Annotated in this window: 20 protein-coding genes; 18 read left to right on the forward strand and 2 right to left on the reverse strand. The window is 52.7% G+C overall.

The window, feature by feature from the left end; genetic code table 11:
• Nucleotides 1–153: 153 nt before the first annotated feature.
• The 6 genes from ACI7RC_RS17175 (at nucleotide 154) to yhbH (ending at nucleotide 6,681) form a co-directional block, all read left to right on the forward strand.
• Entirely contained in the window at nucleotides 154–690 is a 537-nt protein-coding gene (locus ACI7RC_RS17175; protein ID WP_408109435.1) for a methylated-DNA--[protein]-cysteine S-methyltransferase, read from the forward strand.
• Between the two features lie 75 nt (nucleotides 691–765).
• Nucleotides 766–1,791: an amidase domain-containing protein gene (locus ACI7RC_RS17180; protein ID WP_408109436.1), complete on the forward strand. Its 1,026-nt coding sequence runs from the start codon at nucleotides 766–768 to the stop codon at nucleotides 1,789–1,791.
• Nucleotides 1,792–1,951: 160 nt separating this feature from the next.
• Nucleotides 1,952–2,422: a tRNA (uridine(34)/cytosine(34)/5-carboxymethylaminomethyluridine(34)-2'-O)-methyltransferase TrmL gene (trmL, locus tag ACI7RC_RS17185; RefSeq protein ID WP_408109437.1), complete on the forward strand. Its 471-nt coding sequence runs from the start codon at nucleotides 1,952–1,954 to the stop codon at nucleotides 2,420–2,422.
• A gap of 42 nt (nucleotides 2,423–2,464) precedes the next feature.
• Nucleotides 2,465–3,190 carry an HAD family hydrolase gene (locus tag ACI7RC_RS17190; protein ID WP_408109438.1) on the forward strand — a complete coding sequence of 242 codons (726 nt, stop codon included), beginning with the start codon at nucleotides 2,465–2,467 and terminating at the stop codon, nucleotides 3,188–3,190.
• Nucleotides 3,191–3,605: 415 nt separating this feature from the next.
• Entirely contained in the window at nucleotides 3,606–5,504 is a 1,899-nt protein-coding gene (locus ACI7RC_RS17195) for a PrkA family serine protein kinase (RefSeq protein ID WP_408109439.1), read from the forward strand.
• A gap of 19 nt (nucleotides 5,505–5,523) precedes the next feature.
• Nucleotides 5,524–6,681, forward strand: coding sequence for a sporulation protein YhbH (yhbH, locus tag ACI7RC_RS17200; RefSeq protein ID WP_408109440.1), 1,158 nt, complete (start codon nucleotides 5,524–5,526; stop codon nucleotides 6,679–6,681).
• A gap of 186 nt (nucleotides 6,682–6,867) precedes the next feature.
• On the opposite strand, the gene ACI7RC_RS17205 is transcribed toward yhbH, so the two are convergent.
• Entirely contained in the window at nucleotides 6,868–10,017 is a 3,150-nt protein-coding gene (locus ACI7RC_RS17205) for a hybrid sensor histidine kinase/response regulator (protein WP_408109441.1), read from the reverse strand.
• A gap of 100 nt (nucleotides 10,018–10,117) precedes the next feature.
• On the opposite strand from ACI7RC_RS17205, the gene ACI7RC_RS17210 reads away from it, so the two are divergent.
• From ACI7RC_RS17210 to ACI7RC_RS17230, 5 genes are all read left to right on the forward strand, one after another.
• Nucleotides 10,118–10,801, forward strand: coding sequence for a response regulator transcription factor (locus tag ACI7RC_RS17210; protein ID WP_408109472.1), 684 nt, complete (start codon nucleotides 10,118–10,120; stop codon nucleotides 10,799–10,801).
• Entirely contained in the window at nucleotides 10,788–12,197 is a 1,410-nt protein-coding gene (locus tag ACI7RC_RS17215; protein ID WP_408109442.1) for a HAMP domain-containing sensor histidine kinase, read from the forward strand. Before ACI7RC_RS17210 ends, ACI7RC_RS17215 begins: the two co-directional genes overlap by 14 nt.
• A gap of 109 nt (nucleotides 12,198–12,306) precedes the next feature.
• Nucleotides 12,307–13,875 carry an efflux RND transporter periplasmic adaptor subunit gene (locus ACI7RC_RS17220; RefSeq protein WP_408109443.1) on the forward strand — a complete coding sequence of 523 codons (1,569 nt, stop codon included), beginning with the start codon at nucleotides 12,307–12,309 and terminating at the stop codon, nucleotides 13,873–13,875.
• Nucleotides 13,872–14,594 (forward strand): ABC transporter ATP-binding protein, encoded by a 723-nt coding sequence (locus ACI7RC_RS17225; protein WP_408109444.1) that lies wholly within the window; start codon nucleotides 13,872–13,874, stop codon nucleotides 14,592–14,594. Before ACI7RC_RS17220 ends, ACI7RC_RS17225 begins: the two co-directional genes overlap by 4 nt.
• The gene (locus ACI7RC_RS17230; protein WP_408109445.1) at nucleotides 14,591–15,808 is read left to right on the forward strand and encodes an ABC transporter permease; all 1,218 of its coding nucleotides are present in this window, start codon (nucleotides 14,591–14,593) and stop codon (nucleotides 15,806–15,808) included. The genes ACI7RC_RS17225 and ACI7RC_RS17230 overlap by 4 nt, the downstream gene beginning before the upstream one ends.
• A 164-nt stretch (nucleotides 15,809–15,972) precedes the next feature.
• Here ACI7RC_RS17230 and ACI7RC_RS17235 read toward each other — a convergent pair whose 3' ends face one another.
• Entirely contained in the window at nucleotides 15,973–16,197 is a 225-nt protein-coding gene (locus ACI7RC_RS17235) for a hypothetical protein (RefSeq protein ID WP_019121791.1), read from the reverse strand.
• Between the two features lie 202 nt (nucleotides 16,198–16,399).
• On the opposite strand from ACI7RC_RS17235, the gene ACI7RC_RS17240 reads away from it, so the two are divergent.
• From ACI7RC_RS17240 to ACI7RC_RS17270, 7 genes are all read left to right on the forward strand, one after another.
• Nucleotides 16,400–16,972, forward strand: coding sequence for a nitroreductase family protein (locus ACI7RC_RS17240; protein WP_026074425.1), 573 nt, complete (start codon nucleotides 16,400–16,402; stop codon nucleotides 16,970–16,972).
• 101 nt (nucleotides 16,973–17,073) lie between these two features.
• Nucleotides 17,074–18,231: an N-acetylglucosamine-6-phosphate deacetylase gene (nagA, locus tag ACI7RC_RS17245; protein ID WP_408109446.1), complete on the forward strand. Its 1,158-nt coding sequence runs from the start codon at nucleotides 17,074–17,076 to the stop codon at nucleotides 18,229–18,231.
• A complete protein-coding gene (gene nagB / locus ACI7RC_RS17250) occupies nucleotides 18,231–18,971 on the forward strand; it encodes a glucosamine-6-phosphate deaminase (RefSeq protein WP_408109473.1) in 741 nt (246 codons plus the stop codon). The genes nagA and nagB overlap by 1 nt, the downstream gene beginning before the upstream one ends.
• A 209-nt stretch (nucleotides 18,972–19,180) precedes the next feature.
• A complete protein-coding gene (locus ACI7RC_RS17255; protein ID WP_408109447.1) occupies nucleotides 19,181–20,605 on the forward strand; it encodes a SpoVR family protein in 1,425 nt (474 codons plus the stop codon).
• A gap of 709 nt (nucleotides 20,606–21,314) precedes the next feature.
• A complete protein-coding gene (locus ACI7RC_RS17260; RefSeq protein ID WP_408109448.1) occupies nucleotides 21,315–22,229 on the forward strand; it encodes a ketopantoate reductase family protein in 915 nt (304 codons plus the stop codon).
• Nucleotides 22,230–22,231: 2 nt separating this feature from the next.
• Entirely contained in the window at nucleotides 22,232–23,917 is a 1,686-nt protein-coding gene (locus ACI7RC_RS17265; RefSeq protein WP_408109449.1) for a sigma 54-interacting transcriptional regulator, read from the forward strand.
• 465 nt (nucleotides 23,918–24,382) lie between these two features.
• Nucleotides 24,383–25,597 (forward strand): acyl-CoA dehydrogenase, encoded by a 1,215-nt coding sequence (locus ACI7RC_RS17270; protein ID WP_408109450.1) that lies wholly within the window; start codon nucleotides 24,383–24,385, stop codon nucleotides 25,595–25,597.
• Nucleotides 25,598–25,641: the final 44 nt, after the last annotated feature.

The following is a 25,641-nucleotide window of genomic DNA, read 5'->3' on the forward strand; positions in this document are numbered from 1 at the left end:
GGAACGAGCAAAGTGGATGACCTTTCAGAAGAAACCATGTGGAATGCGGTGAAAAATTGTCCTATGGCTGTTTGGCATATGTAAGGCATCGTCATAAAACCAAAGCTGTAATAAGCGAATAGCATCCATTCATTATTCAGGAGGTCGGGACACATGAACACAGTAACCTATACCACGATGGATTCGCCGATCGGTACCCTGTTGCTGGCGTCAACGGATCAGGGGTTGTGTTTTGTCGAGTTTGCCGGCGGGGATACAGCGCTCATCGCGCTGCAAAGATGGTGCAGAAGGTGGCAGCTTGCAGGCGAACCTGTTCGGGACGAAGCGGGCAGCCTCGCTGCGAAGACCCAGTTGGATGAGTACTTTGCCGGGAAGCGACGTTCATTTGACCTGCCCCTGGACTTGTACGGCACACCGTTTCAAAAGGCTGTTTGGCAGGAGTTGACGCGGATCCCATACGGCCAGACGCGTTCTTACAAGGAGATTGCCATGGCGCTGGGCGCCGTCAAGGCGGTCAGGGCGATTGGCGGGGCCAATAACCGCAACCCGATTCCGATCGTGGTTCCATGCCATCGAGTGATCGGGTCCAATGGCGCACTGGTCGGATACGGCGGCGGTCTTTCCATCAAGGAACGCCTGCTGACACTGGAAGGCTGGCTAAAACCTGAACAGATCGTTACTACACAGTAAAAACGCAGCATACACTTGCAACAGAAGGATGTGTACGGTTCTGCCTTCACAGTACTGCGAGTGGTGGTGTTATGCGTGGATACATCGTGGAAGGAACAGATCAAAGCGTATCTGGCGGCGGTTAATCAGGCATATGTAAACGGGAAGGATGAGTTGGTGGCTCCCTTTTTCCCAGCAGGCGCCGCATGTCAAAGCGAGCGGGAGCGTCTGCAGCGGGCAAAGGAACAAAATCGGGCGCGCGGGGTCCACGCATTGGCGGCCAAAACGCATGCCGTGCCGCTTCAAATCATGCAAATTGGCGGAAACCGAGTAGAGGCACTGCTCAGGGTTCACCACCAGCTTCATTACATGCAGCAAGACAGGGTCTTTTTACAGGAGCTGTCGCATGTTCAGCTGGTGAAGCTGATGCGGGACGGAGAACATTGGGCTTTTCTCGATACGTGGGGCGAGTATTTTCCCGAAGAACAAGCCGAAGACCATTATGAAGATGAACCAGAAGGCGGTCAGGAAGACATGGGAACGGGAGCGCATGAAGGGGAAGCAGAGGGTGCAGAACCGGACAGCGACGCCGCTTCCGGACCGGTTGAGGTGGCTTATGCGGCAGAGGGGTACGATCGCGAGCAGGCGGTTGCTTATGCCGAGACCTACTGGGATTCATATAATCCGGCCTTTAAGGTGTTTGTCGATGACGATTGCACTAACTTTATCTCACAATGCCTGTATGCGGGCGGGATTCCGATGGTGTACGGAGGCCGCAGCCAGGGCTGGTGGTATCGCGGCGGGTCCAGTCCGGACTGGAGCTACAGTTGGACGGTTGCCCACAGCCTTTACTGGCAGTTAAAATCCGGCAAAGCTCCCTTTTACGCGAAGGTATTGTCCGACCCTGCAGAGCTGGAGTTGGGAGACGTGATCAGCTACGACTTTGAAGGGGATGGGCGCTGGGATCACAGCGCAATCGTTACGGGAAAAGACAGTCTGGGTCAGCCGCTGGTCAACGCACACACGAACAGCAGCCGCATGCGGTACTGGGAATACCGCGATTCTCCGGACTACACCAGCAATATTCGCTACAGCTTTTTTCACATATACGGGCAGGCTTGAGAAGTCTGCCGTCCTGATAACTGGTGCCTGTCAAAAAGCCTCCGTTCAGCGGGTAACGGAAGCTTTTTTTATGGAGACAAACCCGCCGGAAGGAAGGTTCGCAATCCGGTCTGACAGTTTGTATAATAGAGGGTGAGTATGGACGAGGTGAAAAACAAACATGGCTTTGCATATTGTACTGCACGAACCGTTAATTCCTGCGAATACGGGCAATATTGCCAGGACCTGTGCTGCCACCGGCACTCATCTGCATCTGATCCACCCGCTCGGTTTTTCTACCGATGATCGATATCTGAAACGGGCCGGTCTCGACTACTGGCATGCGGTTACGATTCATTATCATGACAGTTTTGCCCATTTTGAACAAGAGCACGGCGGGCATGCCGACAGATTCTTTTTCGTCGAAACCTTTGGCGACAAGCATTATTCCGATATCTCTTTTCGCGACGGCGACTACATCATCCTGGGGAAGGAGACGGCGGGACTGCCGGAAGAGATCATCCAGCGGTACCCGGGGCAAACCGTCCGCATTCCCATGGGAGGAGCGACTCGCTCGATCAATTTGTCCAACTGCGCCGCCATCGTCGTCTATGAGGCACTTAGACAAATCGGGTTTCCCGGCCTTGACTGATCTGCAGGGGAGCATACCACAACAAAAGGAGCAATCTGCACAATGAAAAAAGCGACTACGATCTTGTTTGATCTGGACGGTACTCTGCTGGAGATGTGGACGGAGCCGTTTGTCAAAGGCTATCTGAAGGAACTGGGCGCCTATGTGGGGGACCGCTTTGACACTGAGACATTGCTGCGGCTGATCTGGGATGCGACTCATGCCGTGATCGCCAATGAGAATCCCGATGTGACCAATGAAGAGGTTTTCATGGAACGTTTTGTCAGCAAAAGCGGAGTGAAAAAAGAGGAAATGTGGCCTGTCTTTGACGCGTTCTATCGAGAGGTATTTCCCACCCTTTCCCATCTGGCCTTCCCATCGCCCCTGGCCAAGAAAATCGTTGAGGCGGCCAAGGAGCAAGGCTTTCGCGTCGTCGTAGCCACCAACCCGATCTTTCCGCGCGAGGCGATTCACAGCCGATTGGCCTGGATCGACTTGTCTCCCGGCGATTTTGAGCTGGTAACGGTGTACGAAGAGTCCCACTTTACCAAGCCGAACCTTAACTATTTCCGAGAAATTTGTCAAAAAATGGGTGTATCGCCAGACGAATGCGTCATGGTCGGCAATCACATGCAGGAGGATATGGTTGCAGGCCAACTGGGAATGAAGACGTTTCTCGTCAATAATTATCAGGAAGACCGCGGGGAGCCTGTGTACCCTGTTGACCAGCAAGGCTCACTGGAAGAACTGTATCAGGCGATATCCCGGCGAACGGGTGTATTTGCGTAAAAAAAAGCTTCCTCTAAAGAGATGCGGTCTCTCTAGAGGAAGCTTTTTTGGTTTGGACTTTTGTTACAGATTGAACGTCTTGTCCTCATTGTAACCAGCCGTAAGAATGGCGATGAGGAACAGAGCGAACACAAAGGCAACGATAAAGGTACCCATACCGATACTCCTTTCAATCCCTTCTTCCCTCACATTATACCGTAGCTTTTCCCGAATGCAAACCGCCTACTCGCGGGGACTATGACACTTTTGTTGCCAGTGCTCTTTTTGCGTTGATGAGTTACATCTTCTGTGGAATTGCATAAATATAGGGAAAGGCTCACTCATCCAGTTTTAAGAATGCAGGGTTCAGGCGGGACATATACATGAAGTACATCAAAGGAAGAGAGATGGGCGGATCTAGGGAGGAGTGAATAACATGGATATCTTAAGACGCATCGCCGAACACCGGGCCCGTGAAGAAAGGTTGACGTGGAGAGGGACGTTCGCCGAATACCTAGAATTGGTTCGCAAAAATCCGTTGATTGCACAAACAGCTCATTCCCGTGTTTATAATATGATAAAAAGTGCCGGCGTAGAAGAAAATGAGGATGGAACGCGTTCTTACAAGTTTTTTGGCCGGGAAATCTTCGGCTTGGACCGTGCCATCGAACGGTTGGTTGAGGAGTATTTTCATTCTGCGGCCAGGAGGCTGGACGTTCGAAAACGGATCTTGCTCTTAATGGGACCGGTCAGCGGCGGGAAGTCGACGATTGTGACAATGCTGAAACGAGGCTTGGAGGATTTTAGCCGTACCGATGAAGGAGCAGTCTACGCTCTGGACGGATGTCCGATGCAAGAAGAACCGCTCCATCTCATTCCCCGCGAATTGCGCCCTGAGATTGAGGCTGAACTGGGTATCAAAATTGAGGGTGAGCTGACCCCGTATAACCGCATGAGACTGGAGACAGAATTTAACGGACGGATTGAAGATTTTCCGGTGCGCCGCGTCCTGTTTTCGGAGGCCGAACGCGTCGGGATTGGCACATTTAGTCCGTCAGATCCGAAATCGCAGGATATTGCCGACCTGACAGGAAGCATTGATTTTTCGACGATTACGAAGTACGGTTCTGAATCTGACCCGCGGGCCTATCGTTTTGATGGCGAGTTAAACAAGGCAAACCGTGGGTTAATGGAATTTCAAGAGATGTTAAAATGCGATGAGAAGTTCTTGTGGCATCTGTTGTCGCTTACGCAGGAAGGGAATTTTAAAGCGGGGCGATTCGCGCTTATCTCGGCGGATGAACTCATTATTGCTCATACGAACGAAGCGGAGTATAAATCGTTTATTGCCAATAAGAAAAATGAGGCTCTACAGTCGCGGATTATCGTCATGCCGGTGCCGTACAATCTGCGGGTCTCCGATGAGGAGAAAATTTATCACAAGCTGATAAAACAGTCAGACTTGAGCCATGTGCATATCGCTCCCCACGCGCTTCGGGCCGCCGCTATCTTCTCCATCCTGACGCGTTTGAAGGAGACGAAGAAGCAAGGGGTCGATCTGCTGAAGAAGATGCGCTTGTACGACGGGGAGACGCTAGAGGGCTTCAAGGGTTCCGACCTGGAAGAGCTGCGCAACGAGCACGTCGACGAGGGCATGTCGGGAATCGACCCGCGTTACGTCATCAACCGGATTTCCAGCGCTTTGATACGCCGCGATACCGAGTGCATCAACGCGCTTGACATCCTTCGGGCATTGAAGGAAGGGCTTGACCAGCATCCGTCCATCACGAAGGAACAGCGGGAGCGGTACCTCAACTTCATCTCGGCGGCACGCAAAGAGTTTGACGAGCTGGCGAAGAAAGAAGTGCAAAAAGCGTTTGTCTACAGCTATGAGGAATCCGCCAAGACGATGATGGACAATTACCTGGATAACGTCGAAGCGTTTTGCAATATGAACAAAATGCGCGATCCGGTAACCGGGGAGGAAATGGATCCCGATGAGCGTCTGATGCGTTCCATCGAGGAACAAATCGGCATTTCGGAAAACGCCAAGCGGGCGTTTCGCGAGGAAATTCTCATTCGGATTTCCGCCTATGCCCGGAAAGGCAAGCGTTTTGACTACAGTACCCACGATCGCTTGCGCGAGGCGATCGAGAAAAAATTGTTTGCCGATCTGAAGGATGTCGTAAAAATCACGACCTCAACCAAGACACCTGACGAAAACCAGTTAAAGAAAATCAACGAGGTTACCAAGCGGTTGATCGAGGAACACAGCTACTGCCCCACCTGTGCAAATGAGCTTCTCCGCTACGTAGGAAGTTTGTTAAACAGATAAAGGAGGGGGCTTGAGACGCATGGGCGATGGTACTTTCATCGTTTCAGAGGAAGATTGGTCGCTTCACCGCAAAGGTCATCAAGATCAAACCCGCCACCAGGAAAAGGTAAAAGAAGCGATCAAGAAAAATTTGCCGGATCTCGTCAGCGAAGAGAGCATTATCATGTCAAATGGGCGGGAAGTAGTGAAAATCCCGATTCGCTCATTGGATGAATACCGGTTTCGCTATAATTTTCAAAAAGGGCAGCACGGCGGGCAGGGCAAGGGCAACACGAAGGTAGGGGACGTCATCGCGAAGGATGGCGACCCCGCCCAGGCCCCCGGCAAAGGCTCCGGTGCCGGAGATCAGCCAGGCGCGGATTACTACGAGGCGGAGATCACCGTCGAAGAGCTGGAAGAGATCCTTTTCTCCGAACTGGAGCTGCCCAATCTGCAGCAAAAGGACAATGACCAAATCATCGTCGAAGAAACGCGGTTTAACGATGTGCGAAAAAAAGGCCTGATGAGCAATATCGATAAAAAGCGCACATTGATAGCCGCGATTCGGCGCAACGGCCTGGCTGGCTATGACGACCTGCAGCTTGGCATCTCCGATGAAGACTTGCGGTTTAAAACCTGGGAAGAAATCGTCAAACCGCACTCCAATGCGGTGATTATCGCGATGATGGACACGTCAGGTTCGATGGGAATTTTCGAGAAGTACATTGCCCGCAGCTTCTTCTTCTGGATGCTCCGCTTTTTGCGCACGAAGTACGAAAAAGTGGAAATTGTCTTTATCGCCCATCACACGGAAGCCAAGGAAGTAACGGAAGATGCCTTTTTCTCCAAAGGGGAGAGCGGGGGGACGATCTGTTCTTCCGCTTATCGGAAGGCGCTGGAGATTATCGATGCGCGCTACCCCACCTCGCAGTACAACATCTACCCGTTCCACTTCTCCGACGGCGACAACCTCACCTCCGACAATGAGCGCTGCGTCAAGCTGGTCAAGGAACTGATGGATCGCTGCAATCTGTTCGGATACGGCGAAGTCAATCAGTACAATCGCCACAGCACGCTGATGTCGGCGTACCGTCACATCAAAGAGCCGAAGTTCATGCACTGTGTGATTCGCGAGAAGGGCGAGGTGTACAAGGCGCTGCGGACGTTTTTCGGCAAGAGGGAAGAGGCATTGACGTGAGGGGAAAAAGGGGAAAGATCGTCGCCGACTGCGTTCGCGCGACGATCTTTTATTTCATTTTGGCAAGCGTCTCTTGGCGATCAGCGTCATGGATCGCAACAACCTCTCGAATCACATCTAAAAATCTTTGGGTAACGGCAGTGGTGTACCGATTTTTTACCGTGATCAAGGTTTCAGGCCATTATCCTAGTTTGGAACGAAAAAGCGCACTGTCGTTCCTTTGGCTGGCTCACTGTCGATTTCCAGGCCTTTTCCATACGCCTGTCGCAGGCGACGATCTGTATTGGCAATGCCAATTCCCGATGTTTGATGCTGCCGGGCGTCGAGAAGACCCTTCCGTTTTTCCTCGCTCATTCCCACCCCATCGTCCATGACGGAGATTTCCGTATATTCTCCCTTGTCTGCGATGCGAATCTGGACCTTTCCTCCCTTAAGCCGGTTTAATATCCCGTGACGGACGGCATTTTCTACGAGCGGTTGTATCGTAAGCGGGGGAATCAGCAGGTCCAGGCTTTCATCGACATCCCAGCGAATGTCCAGCCTGTCTTCGAACCGTTCCTTTTCAATATAAAGGTAAGAGCGGACGAGATCCAGCTCATGCGCGAGCGGGACAAAGCGTTCCGAATTTTTAAAGTTGAAACTTGCCCGCAAATAGTTGCTGAAGGCCTCCAAGAGCCTGTTCATCCTGTCAGGGTCAACGGAGCTGAGGGCAGTGATCGCATTTAACGTATTAAATAAAAAATGAGGCTGGATTTGTGCCTGGAGCCAGGAAGCTTCCAGTTGCAATCGCTCACGCACCGATTTTTTCATCTCCGTCAATGCCCGGACCCGTGACCGCAGTTCTTGGGCATCGACCGGCTTGGTCACGTAATCGTTGGCCCCTGCCATGAACCCGGCCTGGATGTCTTCCGGCTGGCTGCGCGCAGTCAAAAGCAGAATGGGCAGCTCGGACATGGTGAAGCGCTCCCGGATCAGGCGGGATAGCTCATATCCAGACATGCCTGGCATCATGACGTCGGAAATGACCAAGTCCCAATTCCGTGTATCCAGCAGAGTAAGGGCTTCTTTGCCGCTTGCAGCCGTGACGATCTGGCAGCATTCGGGGGAAAGGAGGCTCACGAGGACATTCAGGTTGATCGGATCGTCATCGATGGCCAAGACATTAGGACGGTCTGAGGTGAGAAGCGGCAAGGCTTCCGCTGTGCTGTTTCCTGTCCGCGCAGAGTGAGGCGGCGAGACTGCAGCGGCGATCCCCGGCAGGTCGGCGCTGGCTGCCGCAGCGATTTCCTGGTTGTCGGCCCGGGTTGTCGCCGTTTCCCGATAGCCAACCACACGCTCCTGCTGCTGTACGCCGGCGAGCGGCAGCGTGAAACAAAATTGCGAGCCTTGGCCGGGCGTCGAACGGACCTCCAGAGATCCGTGGTGCAGTTCCACGAGCTGTTTGGTAATACTTAGACCGAGGCCGATTCCGCCGGTGAATGTCGCCTGGTCCGCATCGGCCTGCTGGTAGGGCAGAAAAATTCGCTGTTTTGTCTGTTCGTCCATTCCGATTCCTGTGTCGGTAACATATACCTTCGCCATGCCTCCTTCGACAGCTGCATGCAGGGTTATCGTTCCTTCATATGTATACTTCACCGCGTTGTGCAGCAGGTTGAACAAGATCTGGGTGAGCCGATTTTCGTCGGCCATCACGGCCGGGAACGCGTCCGGAATGGCGTTGACAAGGCGAATATTCTTACCCCCCAACATGAAGCGCAGCATATCCGTCACGCCGGATGTGACGGCTTGCACCTGAAGTTCTCGAATGTGCAGGTGAATCCCGTTTTCCCGGAGGCGGGTCATGTCCAGCAGATCGTTAAGCAAGTAGGACATTCGCTTCCCTACGGATACGAGCAGTTCCAGGCTCTCCTTCCCCTTTTTGTCGCGGCTGTCTTTCCAACCTTCCAATACCGATTGGGCGATATTGATCATGCCGTGGAGCGGATTGCGCAGTTCATGGGATGTGTTGGCCAGGAACAGATCCTTCGCCTTGTCAGCCGCCTGCAGCCTGGAGGCCAGCTCGACGGTCTGGGCCGTCGCGCGGAAATAGCGCTTGAACCAGAAAGAGGCGAACATCAGAAAGGTGATAATCAGATCGACGGGGTAGTAGCCCATGTCCGGCCAGACACGGCTTTTGATGAGGGCGCCGATCACATTGGCAATAATCCCTGTAAGTCCCAGGGCCAGAAAGAGAGCATCTTCGTCTTTCGCGGCCGCAGTGTGAACCGACTGAATTAGCAGGACAACGCAGACGATCAGCGTAATGTTAAAGTACACGATGGCAAACGACAGGATCTGGTTCGCCGGCGATAACAGCACAGATACGGCTGACAGGATGCAAAGCCAGGTGATCAGGCGGTACAGGGTGTCCAGCTTTGCGACGGTTGGCAATAGCTGTTTGGCAAAATGCAGCAGGAAGGCGGCTACGGCGATATGAGACCAGAACAGCAGTTTGATGGACCACAAATAGTCAAGGGGCAGCCATTGCAAAAGCAATTTGTCGTCGTCGGCGAGCGTCATTACGATCGCGCTCAAAATGAGCAGCAGAAACGGAACCAATGCTCTCTGGCGCACGCCGATGACGTACAAGATACAGACGTAAACAACGTGCAGCGCAAGGACTATACAAACGATGATCTGCATGCTGATGGAAAACCACTTCTCTTTTTCGATCGCGTCATAGGAGCCGAACTTGATGGAGCGAATAATGCCGCCCTCGCGGTAGTGGTCGTAATTGGCCATTTGGATCGCGATCTCGATCTCGCCTTTGTCGCTGGAAAAGGCAAAGGAGAAAGGTACCGTGCGGGCTGCATACTGCTGGGCCGTGTCTGCCGGTTCGCCGGAGCTTGCGAGGAGTTGGCCGTTTATATACAGTTTCGCCGAAGATCGAACGGACGGGACGTACATGCTGTAAGTGCGCTTGGGATCGGGCGTGACCAAAATGCGCAACCGATAGGTGCCGTAACCGTACGATGACTGACCGCGGGGATTCAATGTCGCGTTCCAGGTACCCGGAACCTGTATCATTGTGTAACTCTGTAGGGTGCTGCCCTTATCGCCGCGATTTTCCTGCAGGAACTGGCTCGGGAAAAACTCCCATTCCCCGTTCAGCGGCATCACATGATTGGCTTGAAAATCCCAATTTCGCAAATCCAGTACGCCATGTACGGCCTCAGAATGAGTTGGCTTCGCGATCAGGCTGTACCAAGTCGTGCGAATCAGAAACAGCGCTATGAAAAATAAGCTGAGTAATAGGATAACTTTTCTAATTGGCATCATTCTTTGTTTTTTCGACAAAAGCCAAAAAGTTCCTCTCCGACATCCCACCGACATATTTCCTCTGTACGCTAGAAACGGAGTTTCGTGTATAATGGCGGATAGAAATGGGGGAGAGACATTGAAAAGCATCCTGATCGTAGAAGATGAATTGTCGATCTCGCGTGTGTTGAAAGCGTATTTAGAAAAGGCGGACTATACCGTGGAGCAGGCATTCGACGGGGATGAGGCGCTGGAAAAGTTTGCGGCGATGAATCCTTCGCTCGTGCTGTTGGATGTGATGCTTCCCGGGCAAAGCGGCTGGAGCATTCTAAGCTGCATTCGCGAGCAAAGCGCTTGCCCCGTGATTATGCTGACAGCACTCGGTCAAATCGATCACAAGCTGTCGGGACTCAATCAGGGGGCGGACGACTACATAACCAAGCCGTTCAATGCAGATGAGGTGGTCGCCCGGGTAAAGGCTGTTTTGCGGCGCTCGGGACAGGTCCTGGAGACGGATGGGACCAAGTACTATGGCAGTTTGCGAGTCGACTTCAAAGCTCACAGCGTTACTCTGCACGGCATCGAGCTCAACTTCAATCCGCGCGATCTCTCCCTGTTTTTGTTTCTCGCCCAAAAGCCGAATCAGATGTTTACGCGGGAACAGTTGATCGATAATGTGTGGGGGATCGATTACGAAGGAAGCGATCGGGCCGTAGACCTGGCCATCACCAGAATCAGAAGAATCCTGCAAAATTGGCCTGTTTCGGAAGGGGAAATCCGCACGTATAGAGGGATGGGGTATAAGTTTTGTGTCTACGAATAAAAGCAAGCGAAAATCACTGTTAACATATTGGACGACCCGTTATTTGATCACGCTCTGTGTAGGACTGGTCGTGTTTGGCGTATCTACCAGTTTGTGGTTGAACTATAGTGAAAAAGAAAGGCGTCTCGACGTTTTGCGGTTCATGGCTGCGGAAATTTCCGACCGCATTGTCGATGATAACGGGCATATCCAGATCGGTCCGTTTCTGACGCCGATATTTGACCGGCAGCGAAAGTTTTTGCAATTTAATGGACAGCCCTTCCTGCTCATCCTCGATCAGAATAATAACGTTCTGTTTAATTCTTTGCCGAGTAAAATGCCCCAAGAGCTTTTAGTCGACGTCACGACGAAATTGAATGAGGAGGACGGCGACCAGCTGACGCTGAAACGCGGCGAGAAAATCTACGTGGTCAAACGAAAACTGGAGCATAACAATCTGACGATCGGCTGGGTCGTCCTGATGTCGCCTGAAAAGGAGATTTACAAGGTCAGAGATTCCCAGTTTTTGTTTATCATGCTGGGGGCCTTGGCGTTGCTTGGGTGGATTATTATCTATTTACTCACCAAAAAGCTGGCCAAGCCGATAAAGGGAGTAGCCCATGCAGCCAAAGAGATCGTCGCCGGCAATTACGACATTCACCTGGAGCCGAACAGCAAGGAGAAGGAGATTTTTGAACTGATCCACTCCTTCAAAGACATGGCTGACCGATTGGGACAACTGGAGAGGATGCGGACAGAGCTTTTGGCCGGAGTGACGCACGAATTAAAGACGCCTGTCACCTCGATCAGCGGTCTGATTCAGGCGGTAAGGGACGGCATCGTCACCGGCGAGGAAGCAGAAGAGTTCCTGGACATATGCGCTAAGGAAACCAGTAAACTGCACAAAATGGTGGAAGATTTGCTGGATTTCAATTCCTTTGCCGTAGGAGATGTCAAGATTCAAAAGGAAGAGCAAAACATCAATACATTGATCCAGGAGATTACCCACCAATGGCTGATTGTCCAGGAAGAAAATTCGATCACTTTACGCAAGCAGTTTCCTGATCACAGCATTGTAGCCGTCACCGATCCGCTGCGGGTTCAGCAGATTTTGTACAACCTGTTGAACAATGCCAAGCAGGCGAGCAAAGAGAATGGGGTGATCGAAATCTCCTTGTACGAAACGGACAATGAAATCAGAATCAATGTCAAGGATAACGGCGTTGGGATTCCCGAAGAGGAGCAGTCGATGATCTTTGAGAAGTTTTTCCGCGGCGAGGAGAAAAAATTGAAAGTCAGGGGCCTTGGATTGGGGCTGCCGTTCAGCAGATTGTTGGCTCAGGCGCTGGGGGGAAATCTGCTGTTGCAAGAGAGCGTGAAAAGCAGTACGACCTTTACCCTTATTTTGCCCAAGTGATTGAGGCGGCATGGAAACCCGTGCCGTCTTTTTGCGTGTTCTGAAATACTCCCGACACACACACCACATATATTTGTCTTAGTATGGTTTTAGGGAGGGAGAAAGAGTCATGGCAGAAGTCTTGAAGGGGAATCTGTCTGCTATTTTTAAAGTGAAAAAAAGGAAAAGACTGACACTGATCATTTTGTTCGCGGTACTGTTGTGTGCAGCAGGGGTATTTGTTTACCAAAAATGGGTGTCGGCTAAAAATACGGGTACTTTCATGCAAATCATGACTGTCAAGCGGGGAGATGTGACTGAAACAGTGGCTTCATCCGGTACCGTTCAGGCGTCCCAGCGCGTTTCGCTGTCTCCGGGCAATTCCGCAGACATTACCGCAATCCATGTCCAGGTAGGGGATCAGGTAAAGGCAGGTCAAGTGCTCGCTGCCTTGGACGACTCGTCCGCACAGATTCAAATGAAGGCGGCGCAAGCCAACCTGTCGTCTGCGCTCGCAAAGCTGGCAGAGGCCAAAAAGCCGAAGACAGCGTCCGAAATGAGAGCACTTGAGGCAAATGTAAATCAGGCGAAGGTCGTATTGGATTCGGCCAAGAATTCCTACGATACGCAGAAAGCCCGCAACGATTTGGAAAAGGCGAAAATGAATTTGCAAAATGCCCAAAATACATATAACTCCCAAAAAAACCTGTACGACGAGGGAGGTATATCCAAAAGTGAATACGATCAAGCCAAGCAAAGCCTCGATCAAGCAAGAATAGAATACGACAACGCCGTGCTGCAAGCCAGTCAATCGCAAGGGCAGTCCAAGAGCAGCCTGGAGCAGGCACAATCTTCCTACGAGTCGGCGGTGTCGGCATTGCAGGAGGCCAAGAACGGTCCGGACGCCACAGCCGTACAGTCGGCCCAGGCTTCCGTAGAGCAAGCCGAGGCTCAACTGCAGGAACAAAAAATGGCGCTGGAGAAACTGACGGTAAAAGCGCCGATGGACGGTGTTATTGTGGCGATCAATGGGAATCTGGGAGAACCGCCGTCCCAACCGTTCATCGTGATGGACAATTCCAACTCCGGCAATCTGGAGGTAATGGCACAGATCAGTGAAAGCGATATTGGCAAGGTAAAGGTAGGACAAACGGCGGCATTTACGTCCAGCTCCTACCCCGACAAAGAATTTTCCGGCAAAGTTACGTTGATTTATCCGGAAGCGACGACGGAATCAGGGGTCACCACCTATAAAGTTCTTCTCTCCGTAGACAACAAGGAAGGGTTGCTCAAAACGGGAATGTCCACGAACGTGACGATTGAGGTCGGAACGCATAAAAATGTGCTGTACGTCCTGCCTGCCGCTTTGAAAACCCAGAATGGAAAAGACGGCGTCTACCTCGCTTCCGCAGCCAAGGAGGGAACTGGCGAGACCAGGCAGGGAACCGCAAGAGGATCAAGCGCAAATCTCCCGTTCCGCTTCCAAGAGGTGAAGATTGGCTACTTTAGCGCGGACAGGGTGGAAATCACAGAGGGTTTGCAGGAAGGAGATCAAGTGGTTCTGACCATGGACACTTCCAGGTCGACTTCCTCCAGCAGCAGCCGGCAAAACGGCGCAGGCGGATTCCCCGGCATGGGCGGCATGGGAATTCCCGGCGGCGGATGGGGCGGCGGCGGTCAGAGAGTGATCAGCCGATGAAAACCGTTATCCGGATTGAAGAGCTGAAAAAGGAGTATCGAATCGGGGATCAAGAGATACAAGCGCTTCGCGGAGTGAACCTGCATATCGACGAGGGAGATTTTGCAGCGATCATGGGTCCGTCCGGCTCGGGAAAATCTACGATGATGAATGTGCTCGGCTGCCTGGACAAACCTACATCAGGGGAGTTTTACCTCGATGATGAGCCCATTTCAGAAGCGGATGACGATGAGTTGGCCGCCATCCGGAACCGGAAGATCGGGTTCGTGTTTCAAAACTTTAATCTGCTCCCCCGTACCAGTGCGGTCGAGAACGTGGAACTGCCCCTCTTGTACGCCGGGATCTCAGCCAAAGAGCGCCGGGAGCGGGCCGTCCGGGCACTGGAGAACGTAGGGCTGGGCAATCGGCTGTACAACAAGCCGAACGAGCTGTCGGGCGGACAGCAGCAGCGGGTATCGATTGCCCGGGCGCTGGTGAACAACCCGCTGATCCTGTTGGCGGATGAGCCGACAGGTGCGCTGGACACCAAAACCAGCGTTGAAATCATGCAGATCTTTCAAGAGTTAAACGAGGCGGGCAAGACGATCATCCTGGTGACGCACGAACCGGATATTGCCCAATACGCCAAACGGCTCATCCGCTTTCGCGACGGGCAGATCGTATCAAATGAATGGGTTGCCCAAAGAAGATGGGCAAACGCTGAGGAAGTGGGCACATGAATTTTAGAGAAAGCTTGCGGGTCTCTTTGCGGAGCATCCAGACAAATAAGCTGCGCTCGTTTCTGACCATGCTGGGCATCATCATCGGCGTCTCAGCCGTGATCGCGATGGTTTCGATCGGGGAGGGAGCCTCGGCTAATGTCGCGTCGCAAATCAACGGATTGGGCAGCAACCTGTTGATTGTGACGCCTGGCCAGGCCAGACAGGGACAGATCAGCCTGGGAGCAGGCTCGCTGAATACCTTGACCCTGGCCGATGCAGAAGCGATTAGCAAAAACGATTCTATCGCCGGGGTTGCTCCCAGCCTGACGGGTCGCGCCCAATTGGTCTGGCGGAACCAAAACTATTCTACCTCGCTGGAAGGAACGACGGACGGCTTCCCCCAGGTGCGCAATACCGAGGTGCAGCAAGGCCGGTTTTTCAGCCATGTTGAGGTGACAGCCCAATCCAATGTGGCTGTCGTGGGCACCGAGGTGGTGGCCAACTTGTTCGGGGACAGCAGCATCAATCCCGTCGGCCAGACAATTCAACTGAACAAAATCCCGTTTCAGATCATCGGCGTACTGAAAAGCCAGGGGAGCTCAGGGATGACGAACAACGATGACAAGGTCCTCATTCCGATCACCACCGCGATGAACAGGGTAACCGGGAGCAAGAATGTGGGAAGCATCTACGTTTCAGCGGCATCAGCCGATGCCTTGCCCAAGGCGCAGTTCGATGTGCAAAGTACGCTGCGGGCGCAGCACAGCCTGAGGCCGCAGGCGGCAGATGACTTTCAGATCCGCTCCCAATCCGAGATTCTTTCGACTGCACAAGGGGTTACCGGTGTGATGACGACGCTGTTGTCGGGGATTGCCGCGATCTCTCTAGTCGTCGGCGGGATCGGCATCATGAACATCATGCTGGTATCTGTCACAGAACGGACGCGGGAAATCGGCATCCGCAAGGCCATTGGCGCGACGCGCTGGGATATTCTGCGGCAGTTCCTGATTGAATCCGTCACCTTAAGCCTGCTCGGGGGAATCACGGGGATTCTGATCGGAGCCGGGGGAGCTTTGCTGGTTGGCAAGGCAACCGGCATGACGATCTCGATCAGCTTGCCGCCGATTATTTACGCTTTCCTCTCTTCGATGGCGGTCGGTGTCTTGTTCGGGGTGTATCCCGCCCGGAAAGCCGCCCAGCTCAAACCGATCGATGCCTTGCGATACGAATAGGAAAGGCCGGCCCGTGAAGGCCGGCTTTGTCGTTTTATTACAATATATATTTCTCACAGTTGTGTGCCGATCAAGACAATAAAGTTTCCTTCACTTGTCGGTGAAGGAACTTTTCCCTGCAGTATGTTCATCGCCCTGCGTAAAAAGCTTGGCGCCGGCCTGATTTAGTAAAAAAACCCGTGTGCGATTCCTCCGACAACTCCCAGGACGATTGCCCACCAGGCAAGGGTCTTTGCCGGACTAAACAGTGTAATGATCCCCAAGATTACACCGATTGCTCCAAACAAAAACGGTGACCAAAGGAAAGCGAGGATCCCGGCAACAATTCCGATCCAACCAGTCCACAACGCCCAGGTATCGACGTCGCGGCGCTCTTTTGCGTCGGCCATTTGTCACACCTCCTTGCAATCATTATCTCCTCATCCTCTCCGGAGTATGAACGGGCTTCCTGGTGACAAGCAGGGAGAGCTGGTCGTTTTCGCCACGCGGGGAAATTTGTGTCTGAGCAAGTTGACACAATCCGAAAAGAAAAGTACATTACAGACGAAAACTTGCGGAAAAATAAGGGAACACAAAGGAGGAATTGTCAAGATGGAACTGATGGAGGCAATCAAAGGGAGAAGGTCCGTCGGTGTTGTCAAACCGGAGGAACCGCCAGTCGCGCTGATCGAACAGGTGCTTGAGGCGGCTACATGGGCGCCCAACCACCACCATACCGAGCCGTGGAAGTTTTTTGTCCTGAGAGGGGCAGCACGCAGCCGGCTTGGGGAAGCCATGGCTGACATCGTCGCACGGCAGCTGGATGAGCAGGACTCCGAAGAATCCCGCAAAAGGCTGGAACGCGAACGGAGCAAGCCGCTGCGGGCACCTGTACTGGTTGCAGTCGCTGTAAGCCCATCCGATAAACCAAACGTGGTTGAATTGGAAGAAGTGGAAGCGGTCGCCTGTGCCGTGCAAAATATGCTGCTGTCAGCTCATTCGCTTGGCCTTGGGGCGGTGTGGCGGACCGGGGAGATTACATATGAGCCTGAGCTGAAAGCTTTTTTCCAACTGTCGGAAAGAGAAAAACTGCTCGGTTTTATCTACATCGGGTATCCCAACATGGAGATTCGCCCGGGAGCAAGGACACCATTCCAGGAAAAGACGGTCTGGCTTGATCAATAGCCCGCTCGCAAACTGCTTGCGGCTGTGGGCTTGCGTCAACTTGACAGCCGGGTGACAAGTGATATGATTCAGATAACGACACAGGGGAAGGCTACAGAAAAATGGACAAAATCAAGAACATCAACATACTTACAGAAACTGGTTATGTGACGAACGGTTGTTTATGGATGGAAGCGGGGAAAATTGTTCATATCGGCCCGGAGGATGGAACGGACGCCGCGTCTGTCTACGACGGGCAAGGCGGGATGCTGGTTCCCGGCTTTATTGACCTGCATGTGCACGGCGGTGCAGGTTCTGATTTTATGGACAGAGATGTGGAAGGAATCAAAGCGATCTGCCGTTTTCACGCCAAGCACGGGACGACTGGACTGCTCGCGACTACGATGACGGCGCCGATCGAGGTGACAGAAGAGACGATTCGCTTTTACCGGCAGCCGCTGCAGACGGACGGCTCAGCCATTCTGGGCATGCACCTGGAGGGGCCGTTCATCAACAAAGCGTACAAAGGAGCGCAAAACGATGCGTGGATTGAGCCGCCGACCGTGGAGAATATGCAGCGGGTGCTGGATGCGGCAGGCGGCGGTCTGGTAAAGATGATGACGCTGGCGCCGGAGCTGGTCGATGACGATCAGGTGTTTACCCTTCTGCAAGAGAGAGAGATCATCATCTCGGTCGGTCATTCCGATCTTGACTACCAAGGGGGCTGCCGCTGCATGAAACGGGGGCTCAGCCACGCCACGCATCTGGGAAATGCCATGCGCGGCTTTCACCACCGAAATGTCGGGGTGATCGGGCTGGTGATGGAACAGCGGGAAATGACCTTTGACCTCATCGCCGACGGCATTCATGTTGCGCCCGAGCTGATCCGCTTGCTGACGCGGATCTGTTCGCTTGATCAGCTGATGCTGATCACGGATGCGATGCGAGCCGCCGGTCTTGCCGACGGCCGTTACGAATTAGGCGGTCAGGAAGTAACGGTGCACGGCAAGGAGGCCCGGCTGGCAAACGGCAGTCTGGCAGGAAGCTTGCTGACGCTGGATGTGGCGCTGCAAAATGTGATGCGCTTTACCGGCCTGCCGCTGGAGCAGGTCATCCCCCTGTTGACGAGCAATCCTGCGCGAAAGCTGGGATTAGCCGACCGCAAGGGAACCATCGCCGTTGGGAAAGACGCCGATCTGGTACTGTTAGATAAAAACCTTGAAGTCCAGGCTACCTGGGTGGAAGGGAAAAGGATTGGGTTGGAGGAGAAACATTCGTGATACAAGTAAAAATCGTGGATGATTACGCAGAAATCAGCCGATTCGCGGCAGAAGAAATCCTTGCCGGGTGGCGGAAAAACCCCCGGATTGTGCTGGGCTTGGCAACGGGGGCAACCCCGGTCGGCATGTACCGGGAGCTGGTGAAGCAATACCGGGAGAACAACCTGGACTTCTCCGGGATCACCACGTTCAACCTGGACGAGTACTATCCGATCGCACCGGAGCATCCGCAAAGCTATCGCCATTTTATGCAAGAGCAATTATTTGACCACGTGAATATAAAACCGGAGCAGACACATATACCGAATGGCGCCGCTGACGATGTCGAACAGGAGTGCAGCCGATACGAAGCAGCCTTGAAAGCGTCGGGCGGCATTGATATACAAGTGCTGGGGATCGGGGAGAACGGACACATCGGCTTTAACGAACCGGGCACGTCGTTTGAATCCGGCACCCATAAAGTGAAATTGGCGGAGAGCACGATTCAGGCGAATTCCCGGTTTTTCAAGGACGAGTCACAGGTTCCCCGCTACGCCCTGACGATGGGGATTCGCACCATTCTGGCCAGCAAGAAAATTTTGCTGCTGGCCAGTGGGGAACGGAAGGCGAAAGCCGTCGCGGCGATGGTGGAAGGTCCTGTCACGGAGGAGATGCCTGCTTCCATCCTGCAGCGGCATCCTGATGTCCTGCTGATCGCCGACAAGGCAGCGGCTGGTATGTTGAATCATTTGGTGAAGTAGAGAGGCGTTTGGGCGCCCTTACAAAAAGAAACGACCGCCCTTGAGCTTTGCCAGGCCAGGCGGTCGTTTCTCGTCATTTATGAGCCGTCCCTCTGAGGGAACAACTTGCACCCCAACGCCCCCAATCCTCTCCCGTTGGGGTTTATTTTTTCCCCTTCCCCCCATATACATAAAGTAGCAACACAACAGCCTGCTAGGGGGATGAAGAGATGGAACACGACGAACGAAGAGAGCTGGAGCGGGCCATTGATGAGATTACGGAGATTGCCAAAGGCTTCGGTCTTGATTTTTACCCCATGCGCTACGAGGTCTGTCCTGCCGACATCATCTATACATTCGGCGCCTACGGAATGCCGACGAGGTTTTCGCACTGGAGCTTTGGAAAGTCCTTTAACAGAATGAAATTGCAGTACGATTTGAATCTCAGCAAAATATACGAATTGGTGATTAATTCCAACCCCTGCTACGCCTTTCTGCTGGACGGCAACAGTCTGATCCAAAACAAACTGATCGTCGCCCATGTCCTGGGCCACTGCGATTTCTTTAAAAACAACGCCCGCTTCTCCAACACCAACAGGGATATGGTCGAGAGCATGGCGGCCAGTGCGGAGCGCATTCGCCAATACGAAATCATCCACGGTAAAGAGACGGTGGAAAATTTTCTCGACGCCTGCCTGGCCATCCAGGAACACATCGATCCCAGCCTGCTCAGGCCAAAGCTGCGCTGGAAGCGGGAGAGCGACGACAGTTCGCAGCCTTCTGCCAAAACGGGCAAGGCGCCGACCCCGTACGATGACTTGTGGGGCCTGGAGAACCGTGCAGATGAACCGGAACCGGTAAAACAATCCCGTCGATTCCCGCCGCAGCCGGAAAAGGACCTGATGCTGTTCATTCAGGAGTACAGTACGATTCTGGAGGAATGGCAGCGCGACATCATGACGATTATCCGCGACGAGATGCTCTACTTCTGGCCGCAGATCGAGACGAAGATCATGAACGAAGGCTGGGCCTCCTACTGGCACTCCCGCATCCTCAGAGAACTGGACTTGACGGAAGACGAGACGATCGAATTTGCCCGGCTGCACGCCTCGGTCATTCAGCCGTCCTCGACCAGCATCAACCCGTACCATTTGGGGCTGAAGATTTTTGAGGACATCGAAAAACGCTACGACAATCCGACGAAAGAAGAACAGGAACGCTTTGGACGAAGGCCAGGGGGCGGACGGGCCAAGATTTTTGAAGTCCGCGAGCTGGAATCGGATATCAGCTTTATCCGCAACTACCTGACCAAGGAACTGGTCCGCGATCTCGACCTGTACCTGTTCGGCAAGCAAGGGAATGATTGGGTGGTGACCGAACAAGACTGGGAACAGGTGCGGGATACGCTGGCCAACGTCCGCGTCAATGCCGGCTTCCCTTATTTGACTGTCGAAGACGGAGACTACCTGCGCACCGGAGAGCTTTATCTAAAGCATCATTTCGACGGATTGGAACTGGACGTGAAGTACGTGGAAAAAACGATGCCTTACGTCCATCAGCTCTGGGGGCGCACGATCCACCTGGAGACAGTGATCGAGGAGAAGCCCGTCATGTTTACCTACGACGGCAAGAAGGTGCAAAGAAGGTTTTTGTAGCAGCGTGGGAGATGTAAGAGCAACTATTTTCACTAGACAGCAAAAAACGATTTTGGGGCGATCAGCCCCTATTTTTGTTGGCTTCTAGGATTTGCTCCAAAGCTTCCCATGGAACTGCTTGGGATATTTAAAGCGGCAGAAGCCGGAAGACAAGCTTCTATTTTGATCAAAGGAAAGACACCAGCATCTATGAAGAGATCAAGAAGACGGGCACCTATGGTTATGAAATCCTCAGACCTGACTATAACATCGTCAAAACGACTCCTTTGCAAATAGAGGGGAAAGAAGTATTCAAAACAGCAAAATATAAAAGAGATGGACGATTTAGCTCGCCAGATGAGGTTGACAATATCAGTTATTTTTGGGTAGAGAACGATTTCTGCTACCAGGTAACGTTCATAGAAGACATTCCGCAGCAACAACAAATTGTCGCTGAATTGATGAAAGCAGAACCGGTAGATGTCAACCAATTGAAATAAGTCTGCTTTCGTACGCACATTCTGACGACGGCCCCACATTCGCGAAAGACGCGGCATTCTATCAAGGAATGCCGCGTTTTTTGAGGGGGCATGGCATATCCATCTGGTCCAGCTTGACGATTCAATAATGAATTAGCTAAGATAGAGAATAGTATTTTGAATATTTGGAAATATGTGCGATAAGCTAATCGGTCGGGAGCAAGCTTACTTTTTCGGGGAGCGTGAAGCGAATGAAGATCGGCGTGATCGGTTCAGGTGCTGTTGGCGGCTTTTATGGTGCCATGTTGAGCAAAGCAGGACACGAGGTCCTTTTTTTGGCAAGGGGCAGACATCTGCAAGCGATGAGAGAAAATGGGCTGCGCGTCAATGCCGATTTTGCTTCCTTCCAAGTGAACGGTACGTTTACCGACAGTCTGGAGAGCGCAGGTATGGCGGAGCTGCTCCTGTTTACCGTCAAATCTACTGATACTTGGGAGACGGCGACCGCCCTTTCGCCATTTTTACGAGCAGATTCATCCGTGCTCACCTTGCAAAATGGGGTAGACAATGAGGAAGTGCTTGCGGAGGTTTTCGGCAGAGAGCGTGTCCTGTCAGGTGCCGCCTACCTTTCCTCCCGCATCGAGGAGCCGGGGTTGATCCGGCAGCAAGGGCCGTACTCCATCATCATGGGGGCGCTCGAGCCATCTGCCCGGGAGCGTGCTGCAGCTGTGCAGGAGATGTTCCAGGCCTCGGGGATCGAGTGCCGTCTGTCCAATTCCATCCTGGTGCGAAAATGGAACAAATTATTATGGAACGTCACATTTAATCCGTTATCTGCTGCAGCGAGGGCGACGGTAGGAGAGATTCTGGACGGTCAAGACCTCCGTTCGACGGCGGAACGGGTGCTTGGGGAAGCGGTGAAGATCGGCAGGGCATGCGGCGTGGAAATCAGCCAGCAGGTGATCGACCGGATTTTTCCGGGAGCCGAAGAGGTGAGACATCACAAAACCTCCATGCTGCAGGACAGGGAAAGCGGGAAAAAAATGGAGATCGAATCGCTTTGCGGCTTTTTTGTCAGGAAAGCTGCAGCGCTTCACATTGATGTTCCGGTCTTGCAGGCGCTGTACGGGATATTGAAGTCGATCGAGGCAAAGGAGGTCTCTTAGCGATGCTTCCGCTGAGCGAATGGATCGAAGCAGTCCCGTTCCCCCTGATCGTGGCAGAAGCCGGCGGAATCATTGCCTATCACAACGCGCAATTTGCCGCTGTGTTTGAAGATCCGAGAGGCAAGGAGAGTATCAAGGATGTCTTTGAGCAATGGGAGGAACTGAGCGAGCATCTGTTCACGGTCCAATTTCAAGGAGATCCGTATCTGCTGTATGGCCATCCCATTGTCCATGAAGGCCAACAAATGATCTTGTACATCGCTGCCGACGGTTCGCCGCTCCAGCTCCTGCAGCAAAAGGTTGCCGAGTTGGACAAGCTGAACCGGGAGCTGGACGCGATCATCGAAAACTCCCACGATGCCATCTATATCACAGACAAACAGGGGACGACGGTCAAAACAAACTCCGCGATCGAGCGGATCACGGGAATCCCCAAGGAATACTACCTCGGCAAAAATACCAGGGCTCTTATGCAGAGGGGGATTTTGAAGGATTCCGTGACCTTTAAAGTATTGAAGCAGAGGCGGCCGGTGACCGTTTTGCAAAAAAACTTCGCCGGCAAAGAGACGTTGCTCACCGGAACGCCAGTTTTTAACGAAGCGGGAGAAGTAGAGAAAGTGGTCACCAATATCCGCGATCTTTCCGAATTGAACCAGCTTCATGACGAATTGAAAAAAGCGTTGGAGCTGAATGATCAATACAGGAAAGAACTGGAGAAGATAAAATCAAAAGCTCGCTTTGATCCCGATGTCATCGTAGAAAGCAAGTACATGCTGGATATTTATGAGATGGCGGATCGGATTGCCGATTTTGACGCTACGGTGCTGATTCTCGGGGAGACCGGTGTCGGCAAGGATGTATTGGCTCGCCATCTGTACTCCTCGAGCAGCCGGTATGAAAATGGGGAATTTATCAAGGTAAACTGCGGGGCGATCCCGCAAGACCTGCTGGAATCGGAGCTGTTTGGATACGAAGCCGGAGCGTTTACGGGTGCCAGCCGATTCGGAAAACCAGGGCTGTTTGAACTCGCCGATAAAGGAGTGCTCTTTTTGGACGAGGTTGGCGAACTGCCGCTCTCGCTTCAGGTGAAACTGCTTCGGGTGTTGCAGGAAAAGCAAATCCAAAGAGTCGGCGGTACGAAATCCAAAAACGTGGATGTGCGGCTGATCGCAGCGACGAACCGGGATTTGAAAGAGATGGTAGAGCAAGGGACTTTTCGGGAAGATTTGTATTACCGTCTGAACGTCATCCCGATTTACGTCCCCCCGCTGCGCAAGCGCAAAGAGGACATTTTGCCGCTGGTCCAATTTTTTCTGCAGCACTTCCAGGAGAAGTATCGCATCACCAAAGAATTCAGCCGCGGCGTGAAGGACTTTTTTTACGAATACCACTGGCCGGGCAATGTTCGGGAACTGTCCAACCTGGTAGAGAGGCTGATCTTAATTGTGCCCTCCGATGTCATTACGCTGGAAGATCTGCCCGAAGAGTATCGGGAAAAAACCGCACATCCCGGAAGCAAGAGCAAGTCGCTCAAGGATGTCATCGAGTTAACTGAGCGTGAGATTCTTGCCAAGGCCGTGCAAAAATTCGACACCACCTATAAGATTGCGAAAGAATTGGGCACCAGTCAGCCTACGATTGTCCGCAAGCTGAAAAAGTACAGACTGCAAACATCGAACCGCCGGTAAGGAGAAGGGGCTTTTAACTAGGCTGCCTTCTTTTTTTGCCCGGAGGGATGATGCTCAGCGGAAAACACTGATACAGAAGTGAATCGGCGATACAAAAATGACTTAACCATTCGAACCGGACGCAGCCTTTCGTGACGTGCGGACCATTCGCTAAAGTGCAGACCATGTTTGCTGCAACAGGCAAGAAAAAAAGCTTGGCTTCATTCATTCTTGAATCAGTGAACGGCAGTTTTTAGGTGAAACAGGCTTGGAGCGGAAATTGCATAGAATGGAGAGAGACGAGCCGCTCGGCAAGCCGGCGGCCCATTCAACAGGCGATTTTATGCGGTGACCACGCCCGTTTCTTGTCAAATAAGCGCGAAAAATAAATGTTGTTCGCATGTGGAAAAGGCATACAATATAACATAAAATAGATAGAATTTTCAAAATGATACTGACCGGTAGGTATCGAACGAGGAGGAGCTTATGAACTTCGAGTACTCGGATAAGGTAAAAAAGTTGAGAGCGCGATTGTGTGAATTTATGGATGAGATCGTGTATCCGAACGAAAAGGTTTACCAACAACAGCTGAATGAAGCCGAAAGTCGCTGGACTGAGCCGCCGATCATGGAGGAGATGAAGGAAAAGGCCAAGGCAGCTGGATTGTGGAACCTGTTTTTGCCGGAAAGTGATTTTGGCGCTGGGCTTACAAACCTGGAGTATGCACCGCTTTGCGAAATCATGGGGCGTTCCTCCATCGCTCCTGAAGTTTTCAACTGCAGCGCACCTGATACCGGAAATATGGAGGTTTTGGTTCGCTACGGCACCAAGGAACAACAAGAAGAGTGGCTGTTTCCGCTTCTGGACGGCAAAATTCGCTCCTGCTTTTCGATGACGGAGCCGGACGTGGCATCTTCGGATGCGACAAATATTCAGGCGAGCATTGTGAGAGACGGCGAGGAATACGTCATTAACGGGCGCAAGTGGTGGTCGTCCGGCGCGGGAGATCCCAGATGCAAGATCGCAATCGTCATGGGCAAAAGCGACCTGACTGCGGCAAAACATGAGCAGCAGTCGATGATTCTCGTTCCGCTGGATACTCCGGGAGTCAAAATAGAACGTTTGCTTCCGGTCTTTGGCTACGATCATGCGCCGCACGGACATGCAGAAATAACGTATGACAACGTGCGTGTTCCCGCTTCCAACATGCTGTGGGGAGAGGGGAAGGGATTTGCGATTGCGCAGGGCCGTTTGGGGCCAGGGCGCATACACCACTGCATGCGACAGATCGGGGTAGCGGAACGAGCGCTCGAACTGATGGCCAACCGAGTAAAAAATCGGGCCGCTTTCGGAAAAACGCTTGCCCAGCAAGGAGTTATTCAAGAGTGGATCGCACAGTCCCGCGTTGAAATCGAGCAAGCGCGCCTGTTGACGCTGAAAGCTGCCTATATGATGGATACGGTAGGGAACAAACAGGCGAAAAAGGAGATTTCCATGATAAAAGTGGTGGCGCCCAATGTGGCTCTTCGCGTGCTTGATCGAGCGATTCAGGCATATGGCGGGGCCGGCGTTAGCGATGATTTCCCGCTGGCTTCGATGTGGGCCCACTCGCGAACGCTGCGCCTTGCAGACGGGCCGGACGAGGTGCACAAGCGGGCCATCGCAAAACTGGAGTTGGCTGAGTATTCCGATAAGTTGTAAGCCATATAAACAAGTCGCCTGGCAGGCGATCGTGGGCGACTGGA

Origin of the sequence: Brevibacillus sp. B_LB10_24 (genome assembly GCF_046036945.1) — a bacterium.
Lineage (GTDB): Bacteria > Bacillota > Bacilli > Brevibacillales > Brevibacillaceae > Brevibacillus_C.

Coding starts and splice junctions, on each gene's coding strand:
- ACI7RC_RS17175 (WP_408109435.1), top strand. CDS start 154: ATGAACACAGTAACCTATACCACGATGGATTCGCCGATCGGTACCCTG.
- trmL (WP_408109437.1), top strand. CDS start 1,952: ATGGCTTTGCATATTGTACTGCACGAACCGTTAATTCCTGCGAATACG.
- ACI7RC_RS17190 (WP_408109438.1), top strand. CDS start 2,465: ATGAAAAAAGCGACTACGATCTTGTTTGATCTGGACGGTACTCTGCTG.
- ACI7RC_RS17195 (WP_408109439.1), top strand. CDS start 3,606: ATGGATATCTTAAGACGCATCGCCGAACACCGGGCCCGTGAAGAAAGG.
- yhbH (WP_408109440.1), top strand. CDS start 5,524: ATGGGCGATGGTACTTTCATCGTTTCAGAGGAAGATTGGTCGCTTCAC.
- ACI7RC_RS17220 (WP_408109443.1), top strand. CDS start 12,307: ATGGCAGAAGTCTTGAAGGGGAATCTGTCTGCTATTTTTAAAGTGAAA.
- ACI7RC_RS17225 (WP_408109444.1), top strand. CDS start 13,872: ATGAAAACCGTTATCCGGATTGAAGAGCTGAAAAAGGAGTATCGAATC.
- ACI7RC_RS17230 (WP_408109445.1), top strand. CDS start 14,591: ATGAATTTTAGAGAAAGCTTGCGGGTCTCTTTGCGGAGCATCCAGACA.
- ACI7RC_RS17235 (WP_019121791.1), bottom strand. CDS start 16,197: ATGGCCGACGCAAAAGAGCGCCGCGACGTCGATACCTGGGCGTTGTGG.
- ACI7RC_RS17240 (WP_026074425.1), top strand. CDS start 16,400: ATGGAACTGATGGAGGCAATCAAAGGGAGAAGGTCCGTCGGTGTTGTC.
- nagA (WP_408109446.1), top strand. CDS start 17,074: ATGGACAAAATCAAGAACATCAACATACTTACAGAAACTGGTTATGTG.
- ACI7RC_RS17255 (WP_408109447.1), top strand. CDS start 19,181: ATGGAACACGACGAACGAAGAGAGCTGGAGCGGGCCATTGATGAGATT.
- ACI7RC_RS17260 (WP_408109448.1), top strand. CDS start 21,315: ATGAAGATCGGCGTGATCGGTTCAGGTGCTGTTGGCGGCTTTTATGGT.
- ACI7RC_RS17265 (WP_408109449.1), top strand. CDS start 22,232: ATGCTTCCGCTGAGCGAATGGATCGAAGCAGTCCCGTTCCCCCTGATC.
- ACI7RC_RS17270 (WP_408109450.1), top strand. CDS start 24,383: ATGAACTTCGAGTACTCGGATAAGGTAAAAAAGTTGAGAGCGCGATTG.